Source organism: Bradyrhizobium hipponense, from assembly GCF_008123965.1.
Classification (GTDB): domain Bacteria; phylum Pseudomonadota; class Alphaproteobacteria; order Rhizobiales; family Xanthobacteraceae; genus Bradyrhizobium; species Bradyrhizobium hipponense.
On sequence record NZ_VSTH01000050.1, the window covers coordinates 51,661 to 66,255 of the forward strand.

A 14,595-nucleotide genomic window follows, 5' to 3' on the forward strand; every position below is an offset into this window, starting at 1 on the left:
CTGCCCGTCCGCGTCAGGACTCGATCGTCTCGCGATACGCGGTCTTCCAACCCCACGCGCCGGAGCCGTAGCCGCGCTTCATCACGCGTTCCTTGTAGATCTGGGCAATGATCTCGCCGTCACCTGCAAGCAACGACTTGGTCGAGCACATTTCGGCACACAGCGGCAGCTTGCCCTCCGCCAGCCGGTTCGCGCCATACTTCTCGTATTCCTCCCTGCTGCCGTCGGCCTCGGGGCCGCCGGCGCAGTAGGTACACTTGTCCATCTTGCCGCGCGAGCCGAAGTTCCCGACCTTGGGATATTGCGGCGCGCCGAACGGACAGGCGTAGAAGCAGTACCCACAGCCGATGCAGAGATCTTTGGAGTGAAGCACCACGCCATCGGCGGTGGTGTAGAAACAGTTCACCGGACACACGGCCGCACAAGGTGCATCCGTGCAATGCATGCAGGCCATCGTGACCGAGCGCTCGCCGGGCTTGCCGTCATTGATGGTGACGACCCGGCGCCGGTTGATGCCCCAGGGGACCTCATGCTCGTTCTTGCAGGCGGTGACGCAGGCATTGCATTCGATGCAACGGTCGGCGTCGCAGAGGAATTTCATACGTGCCATCGTCGTTGCTCCTTACGCCGCCGCGATCTGGCAAAGAGTGACCTTCGGCTCCTGCATGCCCGTCGCAGGATCGTATCCGTAGGTGGTGATGGTGTTCGCGCTTTCGCCAAGGACGATCGGATCGGTACCTTTCGGGTAGGCGCCGCGAAGATCCTTGCCTGCCAGCCAGCCGCCGAAGTGGAAGGGCATCCAGGCGACGCCCTTGCCGACACGCTCGGTGACGAGCGCCTTCATCCTCGCCCTGGAATTGTTCTCGGCGCCCGTGACCCAGACCCAGCCGCCGTCCTTGACGCCGCGATCGGAGGCATCGGCAGGATTGATCTCGATGAACATGTCCTGCTGCAGTTCGGCGAGCCACGGATTGGTCCGCGTCTCCTCGCCGCCGCCCTCATACTCGACAAGACGGCCTGAGGAGAGGATGAGCGGGAACTGCTTTGCAATCCCCTTCTCCACGGCGGCCTTCTGCACCGAGAAGCCGATATTGGGCATGCGAAACTGCTTGGCATCGGGCAACGTCGGATATTTCTCGACGAGGTCGACTCGTGGCGTATAGATCGGCTCGCGATGGACCGGAATCGGATCAGGCAGGCCGAAGGCGTTCATGCGTGCCTTGCCATTGCCGTACGGTACGCAGCCGTGTTTGAGCGCGACCCGCTGGATGCCCCCTGAGAGATCGAGCGACCACGACACCGAATCCGGATTGGTCGGATTGACCTTCATGATCGTAGCCATCTCCGCTTCGGTGAGATCTGTGTCCCAGCCAAGCTTCTTCAGGCTCGCCAGCGTGAATTCGGGATAGCCGTCCTGGATCTCGGAATCCTTTGAGTAGGATTTGTCGGCCAGCAGGCTGACCTTGCGCGTCGACCCGTCCGGCAGCTTCTCCTCGCGCTCGATGCCGAAGCGCGGCCGGAACGTGCCGCCGCCATCCATCACGGCGAGATTGGTGTTGTAGAGCAGCGGCGTGCCGGGATGCTTGACCTCCGGCGAGCCCCAGCACGGCCACGGCAAGCCGTAATAGTCGCCGCCGACCTCGGGATCGTCCTTGGGCGCACGCATCGTCAGCATGTCGAACTTCGCCTGGTTCTTCATGTGCGCCTTGAGCCGCTCGGGCGATTGCCCGCAATAGCCAGTCGACCAGCTGCCGCGGTTCATCTCGCGCAACACGTCCTCTGCTTCAGGCAGATTGTTCTCGACCTTGATTTTCCTGAACATCTGATCGGCAAAGCCGAGCTTCTTCGCCATCAGATAAATGACCTCGAGATCGTCCTTGGATTCGAAGATCGGTTTGACGATCTGCTCGCCCCATTGCAGCGAGCGGTTCGAGGCGACCCGCGACCCCTTGCACTCGAACTGCGTGGCCACCGGAAGGATGTAGACGCCATCTTTGCGGCCGGCCTCGACCGCCAGCGATGCCCAGGTCGTGGGATGCGGGTCGGCAATGACAAGTAGGTCCAGCGCCTTCAGGCCTTTGAGAGACTCTGGAATGCGCGTGATGCTGTTGCTGGCGTGTCCCTGAACGAACACTGCCCGCACGTTGTCCTTCTGAGCGACCTGATCCTTCGGCAGCGTCACCGCCTCGAACCATCGGGTCAGCGGAATGCCGGGAGTTTCCATGATCTGTTTGGAGTCGAAGCGCGACTTCAAAAACTCGTAGTCCACCTCCCAAACTCGCGACCAGTGCTTCCACGCGCCCTCGGCGAGACCGTAGTAGAACGGCAACGTCACGATATCGAGCCCAACGTCGGTCGCCCCCTGCACATTGTCGTGGCCACGGAAGATATTGGCACCCGCGCCGGCCTTGCCGACGTTGCCTGTCATCAACAGCGCAATGCAACTCGCGCGGACGTTGGCGGTGCCGACCGTCTTCTGGGTCTGGCCCATGGCCCAGATCAGGGTTGCCGGCTTCTCCGTGGCGAACATCTTGGCGACGCGCTTGAGCTGCTCGCCAGGCACGCCGCTGACGCGCTCGACTTCTTCCGGAGTCCACTTCTCCACCTCCTTGCGGAGATCCTCGAAGCCATAGACCCGCTGCTGGATGAATTCCTTGTCCTCCCAGCCGTTCTTCAGGATGTGCCACATCATTCCATAGAGCACCGGAATATCGGTGCCCGGCCGCATGCGCACATATTCCGTCGCATGCGCCGCGGTCCGCGTCATGCGGGGGTCGATGACGATAAAATTGGCGTGTTGGAGCTCCTTGCCCTCGAGCAGATGCTGCAACGAAACCGGATGCGCCTCGGCCGGATTGCCGCCCATGATCATCTGGGTCTTGGCATTGCGAATATCGTTGTAGCTGTTGGTCATCGCGCCATAGCCCCAGGTATTGGCGACGCCGGTGACGGTGGTCGAATGGCAGATGCGAGCCTGATGGTCGGTGTTGTTGGTGCCCCAGAACGCCCCGAGCTTGCGGAACAGATAAGCGCCTTCGTTGGTCATCTTGGCCGAGCCGAGCCAATAAACCGAATCTGGCCCCGATTTTTCGCGAACCTCGAGCATCTTGTCGCCGATCTCGTTGATCGCAGTTTCCCAGGCGACTCGCGCCCATTGCCCGTTCACGAGCTTCATCGGATAGCGCAAACGCCGTTCGCTGTGCACCAGCTCGCGTACGGAAGCCCCCTTCGCGCAATGAGATCCGCGATTGATGGGGGAATCCCAGCTCGGCTCCTGGCCGATCCAGACCCCGTTCGACACCTCCGCAGTCACGGTGCATCCGACAGCACAATGCGTACAGATGTTTTTCTTGACGGTGGCCCCGGCGGTCAGCGGACCCGCCGCGGCGGCTTCCGCTTTGCGCACGCCGGAAATGGGCATGGCACCGAGCGCTGCGAGCGCGCCGCCCGCCAGACCGGAGCGGCGCAGGAAAGCGCGGCGATCAAGGCCGCTGGTTTGGCTTGCGAGAGAGTCCGCGATTGAGCCGCGGCGGTCGGATCCGGACTGTCGTTCTGTTCGCCTGATAAGCACGGCAGCCTCCCTCAGGTCGGATACCGATTGACGCGATAGTAGGCCTTTACGTGATCGGTTTCCTTGTAGCGCGCCTTGCGCTTTTCATCGTTGTTCTCGCTGTCGGCGTGCACGGAGCCGACGAGTGGCGTTGCCAATGTGGCGCCTGCACCCACGGTGCCGACGCCGACCCTACGGAGGAAGTCGCGGCGTCTGACGGTCGCTTTCGTTTCATCGCTCATCGCATCTCTCCCGGACCAACGTGCGGGTGGTCAATTGGTGAAGGTGAATCCTTGCTTTTCGATTTCGACAAACAGGCGGCCGAGCGTGCCGACCGCGCGATAGAACCTCGCGCTCGCCGCCTGCTCCATGTCGGCAAACAGACGTCCCACCCAGGACGAAACGTGTTTTTCGAACAACGCACGCTGCGCAACGAATGGCACTTCCAAGCGGCCATCAGCCATTCCGGCCATGATCTCGCAGAGGATGGCGGCATGATCCTCAGGTTCGGAGTTACCCTCAGCGCGCGCGATGCCGAGTGCCGCGAGATCGGCCCGCAACCGTGACAGCGGCCGTTCGTTGAGGAAGCCGGTTAAATAGTAGGAGGCGTAGGGCAACAACTCACCGCGGCCGAGACCAACGAACAGGTCAAAATATTCGCGTTCAACCTGAGCTGCGGTCGTGCGCGAAGCGGCTTCCACCAGGCCGGCATGAGCCTGACCGAGTGGCGTTCCGTCTCCACTCAAACCTGCAAGCCGATCGAGCAAGCTCTTGGACGGCGCAGCCGCGAGCAAGGCGGCGAGAAGGGCATATTCCTGCGCGCGCGCGACGTCGATCGGATCGATGATGTGTTGCGATGCCGTGCCCTCGTGATGGTGATCAGGATAGAGATCGGGACGCAGTTCGGTGTGGGGAACACCCGTTGCCGCTTCCACCGCAATCACCCGCTGAGCGGGTATATCGCTCCAGTTCGAAATTGAGGGCTGGCTGACGTGGATTTTGCGCGCAAGCTGGATCCCGCCGCCTGCGGCGTCGATGGTGCGATCAAGCCCGCCGTCACGCACATGGACCTCCGTTGCCTGAGACCCTCGAGTGACCAATTTTTACTTGCGCAACAAAGCGCTAGCAGAGCCTAGACCTGGCTCCGCAGACGGTCAATCGCCGCTCTATAGATTGAGGCTATAGCCTTTGGTAGCAACACTATTGAGGCAGGGCACCGCCATGAATGCGGCGCCGCACTGTATCGGCTTCCGAGATCGGTTGCGATGCAACGGGAGCCGCGATCTCCTTGGGGACGGCTTCATCAGGCGTCTCTGTATGCACAGCGGAGTGCGCAATATCCCCATTCGGAACGTCCGAGGACTCCTGCAATTGCGTCGGCGCGTCAGGTTGTGCCTCTGCGGCGTCACGCAGACCCCCGACGATCCGGTCGACCCAGGCTGCCAGCTCCGCCTGCGAGCAATCGAGCGGCCCGAAGCCCGGCATGGCATTCGGATCGTTGAAGTCCCAGGCGTTCTCGGCGAGCCCCACGAAATCGCGGATCGCCGGATCGGCCGTCCAGGCGCGGCGAAGAGCCGCTTGCACCAATTCCGGCGGAATACCTTTGCGCAGGAACGCGGTGATGTCGGTCGCGGCGGTGATCGCATCGATCGACGGCAAGCTCCCGAGATCCGCATAAGGTTCGGCCTCGGCCGCCGGGGACGACACCGGGGCTTCACCGGCCGGCCGCGCTGTTTCCGGCGCCAGCCGAGCATCCGATTTTGACTCGCGCTTGCGGCGCGACCAACGTGCGAGAAACTCTTCCTCGGTCATTCTTGCCCGCCTTCATGCCGCCGACGCGCCAGGGCCTCGGGATCGGCGCGCCGTCGCTCGCGTTTGACGAACTCTCTCTCGACGTGGTGTTCGGCGATAAAGCTTTCAATCACCTCGCGCACCACCTCGGGCATCGGTACGGCTTCAACCAGATTGTCAGCGGCCTCGGTAAACCCCTCCCCTTCCGCGGGATCAGCAGTCGCGGCGGCGATCGCATAAGGCCAGGCCCCCTCGGATGGGCTCAAGACCACCCAGATGCTCGGCGTGCCGGAGGCAACATTGTCGCGGTAACGCGCGGTTTCCGACACGTACAGATCAACCGTTGCACTGCCGGCATAGAACCAGGTCGTGCCGCACTGTTCGCGCAAGATTGTCCAGGGCTCCACGTCCGGATTGTCAGGCAATACTGCGGCGCTCCGCCAGATGAAATCCACCCAGGGCGAATCCGGCTTGCGCCGTTCGACGACGATGCCGACGGGGATACGCTGGAGTGGCAGGGCAACGCTCATGACATGGTTTCCAGGCGCCTGATCGGGAGTCCCGTCAACACGTTCTGCGGCTTCATCCGGAGCTTCTGATCGGCTGTCATCGCCAGGATCAGATAGACCGGCTCGCCCCGCAAGGTCTCCATAACGAGCCGAGGATCCGCAAAGGTCAGGCGAAACAGCGAAAGAATTCGCTCTGCGCTGGGCCCGTCAAGCTCCTCGCCGTGCCAAAGCCGATCGCCCGTCTTGGTGGCGTCAGCGTCCAACCCGACGTACCAGGCCAGCTTTACCTCGCGCAGTTCCGTCAGCGGTTCAATGGCAACATCGATCCCGAGCAGATGGCAGACCCAGCGTGTCATCGCCTGTGCCAGCGCGCGAGACCCTCGCCCGCCCGCGGTGAGATCGAAGGCCATATCGAACTGGTCGCTGCGTTTCCAATAGCTCTCGGCGTTTTCCTCGCTCAAGACATCGAGCTGAGCGTCAGTCTTGGTGCCCAGCATCGAGATCAGCGACAAGATAGGCGTCGGGCTGCGACCGCCGACAACCTCTTCATCGCCAAGCAGCAAGGCCTGTTCATGCGGAAGGATCCGTTGCGGCCGGAAGAACAGCTCGGCGGCGCGCAGCACAAACGCATCGTCGTTGCCGTCAAGCGCATTGCGCAAGATCACGTGCACGAGCTGATTGATGAACAGCGGCGGCAGGTCGTTCGACGACGAACGCAGGACCGCAAGATACGCAGCTTCGAGCGTGGGGTGCCGCAACATGAGATCGCGAAACGCCACCACGAGGCGCCAGTTCTCCCGCGCGTCCTCATCGGCGATCGCAGCGACCTCGTCGGCTCCGACCGGCCGGCGCGGATCAGCAAGCATCTCACGATGCAGTCTTCGTTCGACCGGGCACGCGTCCTTCGGCGGCATCAGCTCGGGACGGACAAAATAAGCCTTCAAGAATTCGTCGGTGACACGAAGTCCGCCGCTCTCGTCGCGATCGAGCAGATGATGGCCGCATGCGATCCAGAAATCACTCATCGGAAGGGCGGCTCCTGACCCCCCTCAGAATAGTTAAGATCGCTGTCGGCTTTGACATCATCCTCGATTTCCATGAACGAGAACGCCTTGCCATGCCGCTGCCCTTCCCGCAGTTGCAGCTTGCGGAAGCCCTCGTGGACTTCGCCATCGCCCGCCGAACGGTGGACCGCAATGAGCGAGCTGATCGGGTGCGTGCAGAGCGACTGCGCAAAGGTGACTTCCTCTTCCGCAGCGGCCCTCGCAATTGCCATGTCTGGTGCGCCGAACCGATCAACGAGTTGCCTGGCGAGGAGTTCGATCAGCACCTGGCAATCATCCTCGGTCGCCGGAACGATCTGCGCCAGGGTCGACCATCCCCAGGATTGCACGCCGAGAAAGCCGCTGCGGAAGGCGGCGCGCGCCTTTCCGCTTAGCTTCGCCGGATCCTGATCGCAGAAGCGGAAGGCGCCGGAGACGGCCCACTCGCCTGGCATTGCCGGCACGTCGAACGTGAAGGTATCGGAGACATCGAGCGCGATGGTGCGCAGGAGTTTCGCAGCCTTTTTCACGACCCTGGCCCTCCGAGCTTCGAATCGAGCCACGATGGCGTGGCGAGCGCCTTAACAAGGTCTGCCCGCTCGGTCGTGTCACTGCCGATGCGGCGCGTGAGCAAATCGCCGCGATCATCGATGCGTCGAACCATCTGCCGCTCGCGAGGGATGCGGCTGAGATAGTCGCGCGCGACGCTGTCAAATCCATCGACCTGCCAGCTGTCGATCGCCCGCATCAGGTGCCGCGCAAAGCTCTCTGTGATCTGTGCTGCGCCGGCCTCGCCGAACCCTTCCTCATCCAGGGCGGAGGCAAGCGGGCGAACACCGGGATCACGATCGTTCATCATGACTGTCCGGATCATGGCCCCGAACACGAGCCAGCCCGGCGGCTCATCCTCGTCCGCGGATGCGGGCCAGCCAAGCCGTCCCCCTCCGACCAGCCCTCCGTCAATCCTCACCTTATCGGGCCAACCGACCGCAACCTCCTTCGCCGGCGGCGCATAGGCGCGCAGGGCGTCCGTCAGAGCAACCATGCCGGCGTAAAAGGCGCGGCGTGCGGTGGTCAGCGGCTCGGCCGGCTCCAGCACCACCGCGAACTCGGCGAGGTCGAACCGTCCTACATAGACCAGCGTGCCGGCACCGCTTTCGGGTGCAATGCGGCATGCATGGGCGAACGCATCTCCGCTCTCGCGCAACCGGACCAAGGTAAAGGGCGGCGGCAATTGGATCTGTTCCGCCATGGAAGCGTGGCTGGTTGGGATCGACCGCAGGCCTTCCTCCACTTTCTCCTTTTTCCCGATTGACAATATCTATACGAGGCAAAGGATCAGCGCGAGTCCGTCATTCGTCGCCTTCTTGGAGGGATGAACCTGGAGCAGCCAACGAAGACAATCCTGATTTGCTCGTGTGAAGACACGATGCGTCTTGACGTGGCCGCGATCAAGCGCGGATGCAGCAATGGCGACGTCAAGAGTTTTCGTCACCTGTGCGGCGCCGAGCTCGGCCACTTTCGCGCAGGCGCAAAGGCAGAAAGCCCTCTGACCGTTGCCTGCACGTATCAGCAATCCTTGTTTGCGGAGGAAGCCGGCGAGCGTTCCGCGCCGATCGCTTTCGTGAACATTCGCGAGACGGCCGGCTGGTCGACCGAAGGCGCGCAAGCGGGCCCCAAAATGGCAGCGCTGCTCGCAGCGAGCGCCGTGCAGGCGCCCGATTATCCGCTGGTCACGCTTGCGAGCGACGGGGTCATCCTGATCTATGGCAGGGACGAGGCGGCGATCGAAGCTGGGAGGCTGCTTTCGGATCACCTCGATGTGACGGTGATGCTGAGGGACCCGGGCGAGATCGTCTCGCCTCTAGCAACGCCCTTCCCGGTCGTTAAGGGAACGATCCGCAACGCCAGAGGACATTTTGGCGCTTTCGAGCTCACCATCGACGACTACGCTCGCCCGCATCCCTCTTCGCGCGATCACTACGTCTTTGAAACTCCACGCAACGGCGCCACCTCGCGTTGCGACATCATCCTTGACCTATCGGGAGAGAGACCGCTGTTTCAGGCGCATGATCTGCGCGACGGTTACTTGCGGGCCGATCCAAAGGAGCGGGGCGCGATGCTCCGCGCCGTTCTGAGCGCGCGCGATCTCGTCGGGCGTTTCGATAAGCCAAAATACGTCGAGTTCACGCCCGATCTTTGCGCCCATTCGCGCTCGAATCTGACCGGCTGCCATCGCTGTCTTGATCTATGCCCCACGAATGCGATCACGCCAGCCGGCAATCATGTTGCCATCGATGCCGAGATTTGCGCCGGCTGCGGCCAATGTGCCGCCGCCTGTCCGACTGGTGCCGCCTCCTACGCGTTGCCGCCCGCGGACACCGAGCTTCAGATCATCCGCGCCATGCTGCTCGCCTATCATCAGGCGGGTGGATCGAACCCCGTCCTGTTGCTGCACGATCGCCAACACGGCACGCCGTTGATCGACGCGCTGGCGCGGCACGGGGATGGCCTGCCTGCCCACGTCATCCCTCTGGCCGTCAACGAGGTGACGCAGATCGGGCTTGAGGCCGTCATCGGCGCATTTGCCTACGGAACGACCGCGTTCCGGTTTTTGCTCCGCGGCAAGCCGCGGCATGACGTGACTGGACTGACCCAAACGATCAGCATGGCAGAGACCATCCTTGGGGGCCTCGGATTTGGGCAGCGCCGGGTCACTGCTATCGAAACTGACGACCCGGATTCAATGCTGGAGCAACTGAGGGGCATCGAGCGGTTTGCAGCGGTGAAGACGCCTGCGACGTTCAAGACGGTCGGCAAGCGGCGCGACCTGCTTCGCTTCGCGTTGAGCGAACTGCATCGTCTCGCGCCAAATCCGGTCGACGTCATTGCCTTGCCTCAGGGCGCCCCCATTGGCGCAGTGAGCGTTGATACCGGTGGATGCACGCTGTGCCTGTCCTGCGTTTCCGTCTGCCCGACCGGCGCGCTCCGCGACGATCCTGACCGCCCGATGCTCAAGTTCGTCGAAGATGCCTGCGTGCAATGCGGCCTCTGCCAGAGCACCTGTCCCGAGAAGGTCATCACGCTGAAGCCCCAGGTCGATTTCCGCGCAGGCCGCGCGCCCGCGATTGTGATCAAGGAGGAGGAGCCTGCCCTTTGCATCCGCTGCGGCACGGCGTTCGGCGTGAAGAGCACGATTGATCGCATCGCGGGCAAGCTCGAGGGCCGGCATTGGATGTATCCGGCGGGCGACAAGCGCCTCGACGCCATCAGGATGTGCGCGGATTGCCGCGTGATCGTGATGAGCGAACAGCGGTTCGATCCGTTTGTGGGCGTGCCAGAACGCGCGCCGCCCCGAACCACCGAGGATTATTTGCGCCAGCCGGACAGCAAGACCTGAGCGCGAGCGTCCGTCATTGGCGTTGGGGTCTTCACCTATCGCGAGGTCGTCCGGGCCAGGAAGTCGGTCAAGGCGCGGCGGTCTTCGGCCGATCCGATGCGCTGTTCCGGCATCTTCGTTCCCGGCGTGTAGGCGTTGGGCCCGACTTCAAACAGCTTTGCGACGGTCTCGGGGGTCCAGACGATATCCATCGTCTTGAGCGCCTCGGAAAACCGATAGCCCGAGAGCGAGGCGATTTTCCGTCCGAACAGTCCGGCGAGCGTTGGCCCTGCGCGTTGCGGCTCCTTGGCCGACAACGTGTGACAGGCAACACAAGCGCGAAAGACATCGGCGCCATGATCGCCCGCATAGGCGGCCAGCGGATCCGCTGATGTCCCGAACAGGCTCGAACCGACCGGCTCGCCGGTATGCACGTTCCAGCGCCGGATCTTTCCGTCCGCACCTCCGGTCACGAGCGTTGCTGCATCATGCAGGAACACGACGGACCAGACCGGGAAACCCGGTCCCACGAGTGTCCGCAACACACTCCGCGACTTGCGCTCCACAATGGCAACGGTGCCGCCGATGCCCGCGGCCGCGATCAGGGTCCCATCATCGGAAAGCGCTAAAGCGACGATCGGTGCCGAGCCTGCGGCCACCTCGCCCGCCGGCTCTCCGTCCGCAGTCAGCATGCGCAGCTTGCCGTCAGCCCCTGCCGCGACGATCTCGCCACCGGGCGCGATGGCGACGGCGTTCAATGGCGCCGGCAGTTGCACCATTTCAGGCCGGCCCTCCGGCAAACGCCAGATGCACAACGCACGATCATAGCCGACGCTCACGAGCGACATGCCGTCCGGAGCGAAGGCGACACCATTCACATTCTGCGCGTGACCTTCGAACTCGCGGGAGGCGCCATCAGCCAAAGACCAGAGGCGCACGCTATGGTCCCAAGAGGCCGAGGCGAGCGTCGATCCGTCCGACGCCACGGCGAGTGCCACGACGGGACCGGTATGCCCCTCCAGCACTTGATCAGGCTGGGGCCGGCCGGCCGTCCATACCGCAAGCCGGGCGTCGGCCCCCGCGGTGATCATGCGGCCGTCCTGCAGGAAAGCAACGGCATTGACAGCGCCCGCATGATACCGCAGCACCTCGCCCGCTGCGTCGGTTTTCAGCGACCAGCGGATGGCGGACGTGTCGAAGCTGCCCGACAACAGACTGTCGCCGTCAGCCGAAACGGCGAGCGCACGGACGGCGCCGCCGTGACCCGCAAGCTGCGCGTGCGCCGCTGACGCAGCAACAACCTCCAGGAGGGTCGCGGCGACCCGGGCGCACGAAGCCCATCCCATCAATCTGTGCCGACCATGGTCACGTCCGTGCCTTCAATAATGTACGAAATAGACGTCCGCGGCATCACCTCTACTTCTCCGGAGCCACCACCTTCTTGGACGAGCCCTCGGGCGCCGCCTGCATCCCGGCCGGGCTCTGGCCTTGCGGACTCTCGGCGGGCGCGCCGCCCGAACCCGTAGTGATCGGGCCCGTCAGCCCTGTGGCTGCGGCTGCTGTGGGCGACCCTGTCTTTCCAGACTAGGCGAGCGCACCATCGAAGGCCACGACCGCTGCCAAGCGCTGCCTAGCATAGCATGGATGTCGGTCCCTTCACGGCGTGTTCCTCCGTTGGAGCCAACCTTCAACGAGGAAGGATCGAGATCAGTTCCTGGATGCGCACTTGGTCAGTTCGCCCATTGTCCGCATTCTCCACTTGAATGGCGGCAGCGCGAGTCATAGCTTTGGTGCGTCACGTCTTTGCTCGTCATGTCAAGGAAGACGGCATGCAGGGGCAATCGAGGCCATGGCTGCGAATGATCTCATGGCTACGCGCCGTGCGCGTGCTCTCGATTGCTCCAGATCCTGCCGCCCGAGAAGCTTCGCCTCTCCTCGTCCTCACGGTCGTCGTGCTCATGCTGCTCCTCGCCATATTGGAAATCGATTTGCACAGCGCCGACCTTCAATCGCTGGGGCTAATAGGCGATGCATTTTCAATCGACCCTGTTTTTAAGAGCCCTTAAAGTCGGCAGCAACGGCGGCGAACTCTAGATCGTTCGTCACAGCTACTCATAGGAAGCGGCATCGTAAGATGAGTACGGCTTGTAAATGATGGAGTTTGCGCATGAAGGCTTTTCTGCTCGGTTGCGCTGCAGCCATTGTGATCGCAATTGTAGCAATGGCGCTCTTGGATCAGGTTCAGGAGCCCGTCGCCCAGGCGTTTGCTACAACCGGTGTGCGCCTGTAAGACCGCCCGCCGCAACAGGCGCCGCGGCGGCTGCTTGATGCTGGGCTACTATCTCCACCAGATGGAGTGCGGGCTTGGATGACATCGCGATAAGGCGATCGATTGTTGGAGCATTGATCACGCGCCGAGGGCGGGTTGCGATCAGGCACATTAAGGGTGGCCGTTCCCTCATGGTCGTCTGAGCCAGGGCAAGTACCAGAGCCATGATCGCCGGTCCGAGCGGGCGTCGCTCTGCTGCCGGAACCATCACTGGTCGATCACCTGTAGGCCTCCTCGTCGAGTGGCAACGGGCGTGAATAGTATGATGTATGCAAGATCCTGCTTGCGCGGCGAGACGCCGGCAAGGTCTCCGCAAATGTCCGTGCTTGATCTCGACTAATAGCTCTGTTTGGATAATTGCCCTTCGGCAACTCGTATTTCGGATGATCATGGCGAATGAAATAAATGGATACCGTCGTTCATTGGATGCTCGCTCACAAGAAAGCATCGTGACCGTCCACCGCACCGGCATCGGCAATCGGCTACTGGCAGCGTTGCCGCCGGCGGATCTCGGATTGCTCACGCCCTACTTCCAGAAGGTCTCGTTTGAGCCAGATGCCGTCCTGGTGCGGTCGGGCGATGAACTCGACCCGGTTTATTTTCCCCATAGCGGCGCAATCGCCTTCATGCTCGATATGCCGAACGGGCAAACGGTCGCGACCACCTTGATGGGGCGGGAAGGCGCTTTGGCCTCTTTCTCCGTTCTCGGCCCGTCGCTTTCATCCGTGACCGCGGTTGCTCGCGTGGCCGGCACGGCATCGCTGATTTCCGCCGCAAAATTTCGGGCTGCCTATGCGCAGAGCGCAGCCATCAGGAATGTCGTGCAGCTCCACGCCCGCGCGCTGTTATTGCAGCTCCAGCACGTAGCCGCTTGCAACGCGCTGCACAGGGTGGATGGCCGCATGGCGCGGTGGCTGCTGCAGCTTCACGACCGCGTCCCCGATGACCTCCTTCCGGTGACGCAGGAGGCGCTTGCGCAATTGCTTGGGGTGCGGCGGACGACAGTGACGCTGACGATGAGCAAGCTACGCAAGGCCGGAGCCGTCCCGTCCGACCGGCGAGGATTTGTAGAGATCGATCGGGCGCGGCTCGAGAGGGTCGCATGCGATTGTTATGCGCTCATGCAGCGCAAGATCGATCGGATGTATTGCCAGGAATTGTCGGCGCCGCAGCCTACCCTTGCGCCGTTCCGGGAAAGCGCCAGCGTCGCCTCCGGCGGAGCGGGGTGAAGTCGGGGCCGTTTCGCGGGCGGGAAATAGAAGGAAAATCCAAGAACCGCGGTGAGAGTGCAGACCAGGGGCGGCGATGCTCCTGCTCTTCACCTTCATGGTTCCATCGCCGGGTTGCTCTTGCGCTCGGCGAACATCAGCCCGACATCACGGCGGCGGCAGTGATCCTGACGATGGTTTCAGTAGTCCTGCTCGCCACGATGGAAGGCCTGCGGCGACGCAACGAACGGCTGAAGGGTAACAAGCCTCGATCGGCGTCGTTAAGCCCGCTCGGCCAAATCCGAATGCGCTGCACACTCGTCAATTACGCCCGCCCCATACTCACGAAGCTCCCACCGAGCATCATTGCGGCGGCTTCAGTTCGCCGGCGAGCCAGCCGACCGCATCCGTGTTCATCGGATCCACGGCAAAAGCGACCGTTTCCGTGCGCTCGCAGGTCGAACATTCGAAAGTGCGCTCTTCGATTCCTTTTTGGGCGGGAGAGATGCGAGCCAGCCCCATCCGGTGCTTGCATACCGGACACATCGGTCGCTCGTTGGTCAAGGCAGTCATCCATGGAACCCCTGGAGGAATGCATCATGATACTTTCCGAACCGAGAGTCTCTAGCTTTTGTAGTTTTTGTGCTCCCGCCCGCCCGCCAGGAGGGAACGAGTCCAGTCGACCCAGGTTGACTCTACAGGTCCGCGCGCAAATGCGTGGGCCTGCGTGGCTCCGCCCCCAAGCCCCCAAAAGCCCCCCAAAGGCGGGGCTACGCTCAGGTGAGC

Annotated in this window: 15 protein-coding genes and 1 pseudogene; 5 read left to right on the forward strand and 11 right to left on the reverse strand. The window is 62.7% G+C overall.

The window, feature by feature from the left end:
- Positions 1-13 precede the first annotated feature (13 nt).
- The 9 genes from fdh3B to FXV83_RS15530 form a co-directional block, all read right to left on the reverse strand.
- A complete protein-coding gene (fdh3B, locus tag FXV83_RS15490; protein WP_148740272.1) occupies positions 14-610 on the reverse strand; it encodes a formate dehydrogenase FDH3 subunit beta in 597 nt (198 codons plus the stop codon).
- Positions 611-622: 12 nt separating this feature from the next.
- Positions 623-3,571: a formate dehydrogenase subunit alpha gene (locus FXV83_RS15495; RefSeq protein WP_148740273.1), complete on the reverse strand. Its 2,949-nt coding sequence runs from the start codon at positions 3,569-3,571 to the stop codon at positions 623-625.
- An 11-nt stretch (positions 3,572-3,582) separates the two neighbouring features.
- Positions 3,583-3,792, reverse strand: coding sequence for a twin-arginine translocation signal domain-containing protein (locus FXV83_RS15500; RefSeq protein ID WP_148740274.1), 210 nt, complete (start codon positions 3,790-3,792; stop codon positions 3,583-3,585).
- 30 nt (positions 3,793-3,822) lie between these two features.
- A complete protein-coding gene (locus FXV83_RS15505) occupies positions 3,823-4,614 on the reverse strand; it encodes a molecular chaperone TorD family protein (RefSeq protein WP_148740275.1) in 792 nt (263 codons plus the stop codon).
- Between the two features lie 136 nt (positions 4,615-4,750).
- Positions 4,751-5,362 (reverse strand): DUF3306 domain-containing protein, encoded by a 612-nt coding sequence (locus FXV83_RS15510; protein WP_148740276.1) that lies wholly within the window; start codon positions 5,360-5,362, stop codon positions 4,751-4,753.
- Positions 5,359-5,871: a DUF3305 domain-containing protein gene (locus FXV83_RS15515; RefSeq protein ID WP_148740277.1), complete on the reverse strand. Its 513-nt coding sequence runs from the start codon at positions 5,869-5,871 to the stop codon at positions 5,359-5,361. Before FXV83_RS15515 ends, FXV83_RS15510 begins: the two co-directional genes overlap by 4 nt.
- Positions 5,868-6,875: a DUF6352 family protein gene (locus FXV83_RS15520; protein WP_148740278.1), complete on the reverse strand. Its 1,008-nt coding sequence runs from the start codon at positions 6,873-6,875 to the stop codon at positions 5,868-5,870. Before FXV83_RS15520 ends, FXV83_RS15515 begins: the two co-directional genes overlap by 4 nt.
- Complete coding sequence (locus FXV83_RS15525) at positions 6,872-7,423, reverse strand: DUF6505 family protein (protein WP_148740279.1); 552 nt, start codon at positions 7,421-7,423, stop codon at positions 6,872-6,874. The genes FXV83_RS15520 and FXV83_RS15525 overlap by 4 nt, the downstream gene beginning before the upstream one ends.
- Positions 7,420-8,145, reverse strand: coding sequence for a biotin/lipoate--protein ligase family protein (locus FXV83_RS15530; RefSeq protein ID WP_187435927.1), 726 nt, complete (start codon positions 8,143-8,145; stop codon positions 7,420-7,422). The genes FXV83_RS15525 and FXV83_RS15530 overlap by 4 nt, the downstream gene beginning before the upstream one ends.
- A gap of 177 nt (positions 8,146-8,322) precedes the next feature.
- On the opposite strand from FXV83_RS15530, the gene FXV83_RS15535 reads away from it, so the two are divergent.
- Entirely contained in the window at positions 8,323-10,293 is a 1,971-nt protein-coding gene (locus FXV83_RS15535; protein WP_148740280.1) for a 4Fe-4S binding protein, read from the forward strand.
- Positions 10,294-10,328: 35 nt separating this feature from the next.
- On the opposite strand, the gene FXV83_RS15540 is transcribed toward FXV83_RS15535, so the two are convergent.
- A complete protein-coding gene (locus FXV83_RS15540) occupies positions 10,329-11,618 on the reverse strand; it encodes a c-type cytochrome (RefSeq protein WP_148740281.1) in 1,290 nt (429 codons plus the stop codon).
- A 444-nt stretch (positions 11,619-12,062) separates the two neighbouring features.
- Here FXV83_RS15540 and FXV83_RS15545 point away from each other — a divergent pair, with 444 nt between their 5' ends.
- The 4 genes and pseudogenes from FXV83_RS15545 to FXV83_RS45425 form a co-directional block, all read left to right on the forward strand.
- A complete protein-coding gene (locus FXV83_RS15545; RefSeq protein ID WP_235939694.1) occupies positions 12,063-12,338 on the forward strand; it encodes a hypothetical protein in 276 nt (91 codons plus the stop codon).
- 101 nt (positions 12,339-12,439) lie between these two features.
- Positions 12,440-12,562, forward strand: a complete 123-nt coding sequence (locus FXV83_RS44925; protein WP_283811711.1) for a hypothetical protein — start codon at positions 12,440-12,442, stop codon at positions 12,560-12,562.
- A gap of 488 nt (positions 12,563-13,050) precedes the next feature.
- A complete protein-coding gene (locus FXV83_RS15550) occupies positions 13,051-13,830 on the forward strand; it encodes a Crp/Fnr family transcriptional regulator (RefSeq protein ID WP_187435934.1) in 780 nt (259 codons plus the stop codon).
- Positions 13,831-13,970: 140 nt separating this feature from the next.
- Positions 13,971-14,072, forward strand: a pseudogene (locus FXV83_RS45425) (ABC transporter permease); the annotation flags it as partial.
- A 100-nt stretch (positions 14,073-14,172) separates the two neighbouring features.
- On the opposite strand, the gene FXV83_RS15560 reads toward FXV83_RS45425, so the two are convergent.
- On the reverse strand, positions 14,173-14,382 hold the full coding sequence (locus tag FXV83_RS15560; protein ID WP_148740282.1) for a response regulator: 210 nt from the start codon (positions 14,380-14,382) through the stop codon (positions 14,173-14,175).
- Between the last annotated feature and the right edge of the window lie 213 nt (positions 14,383-14,595).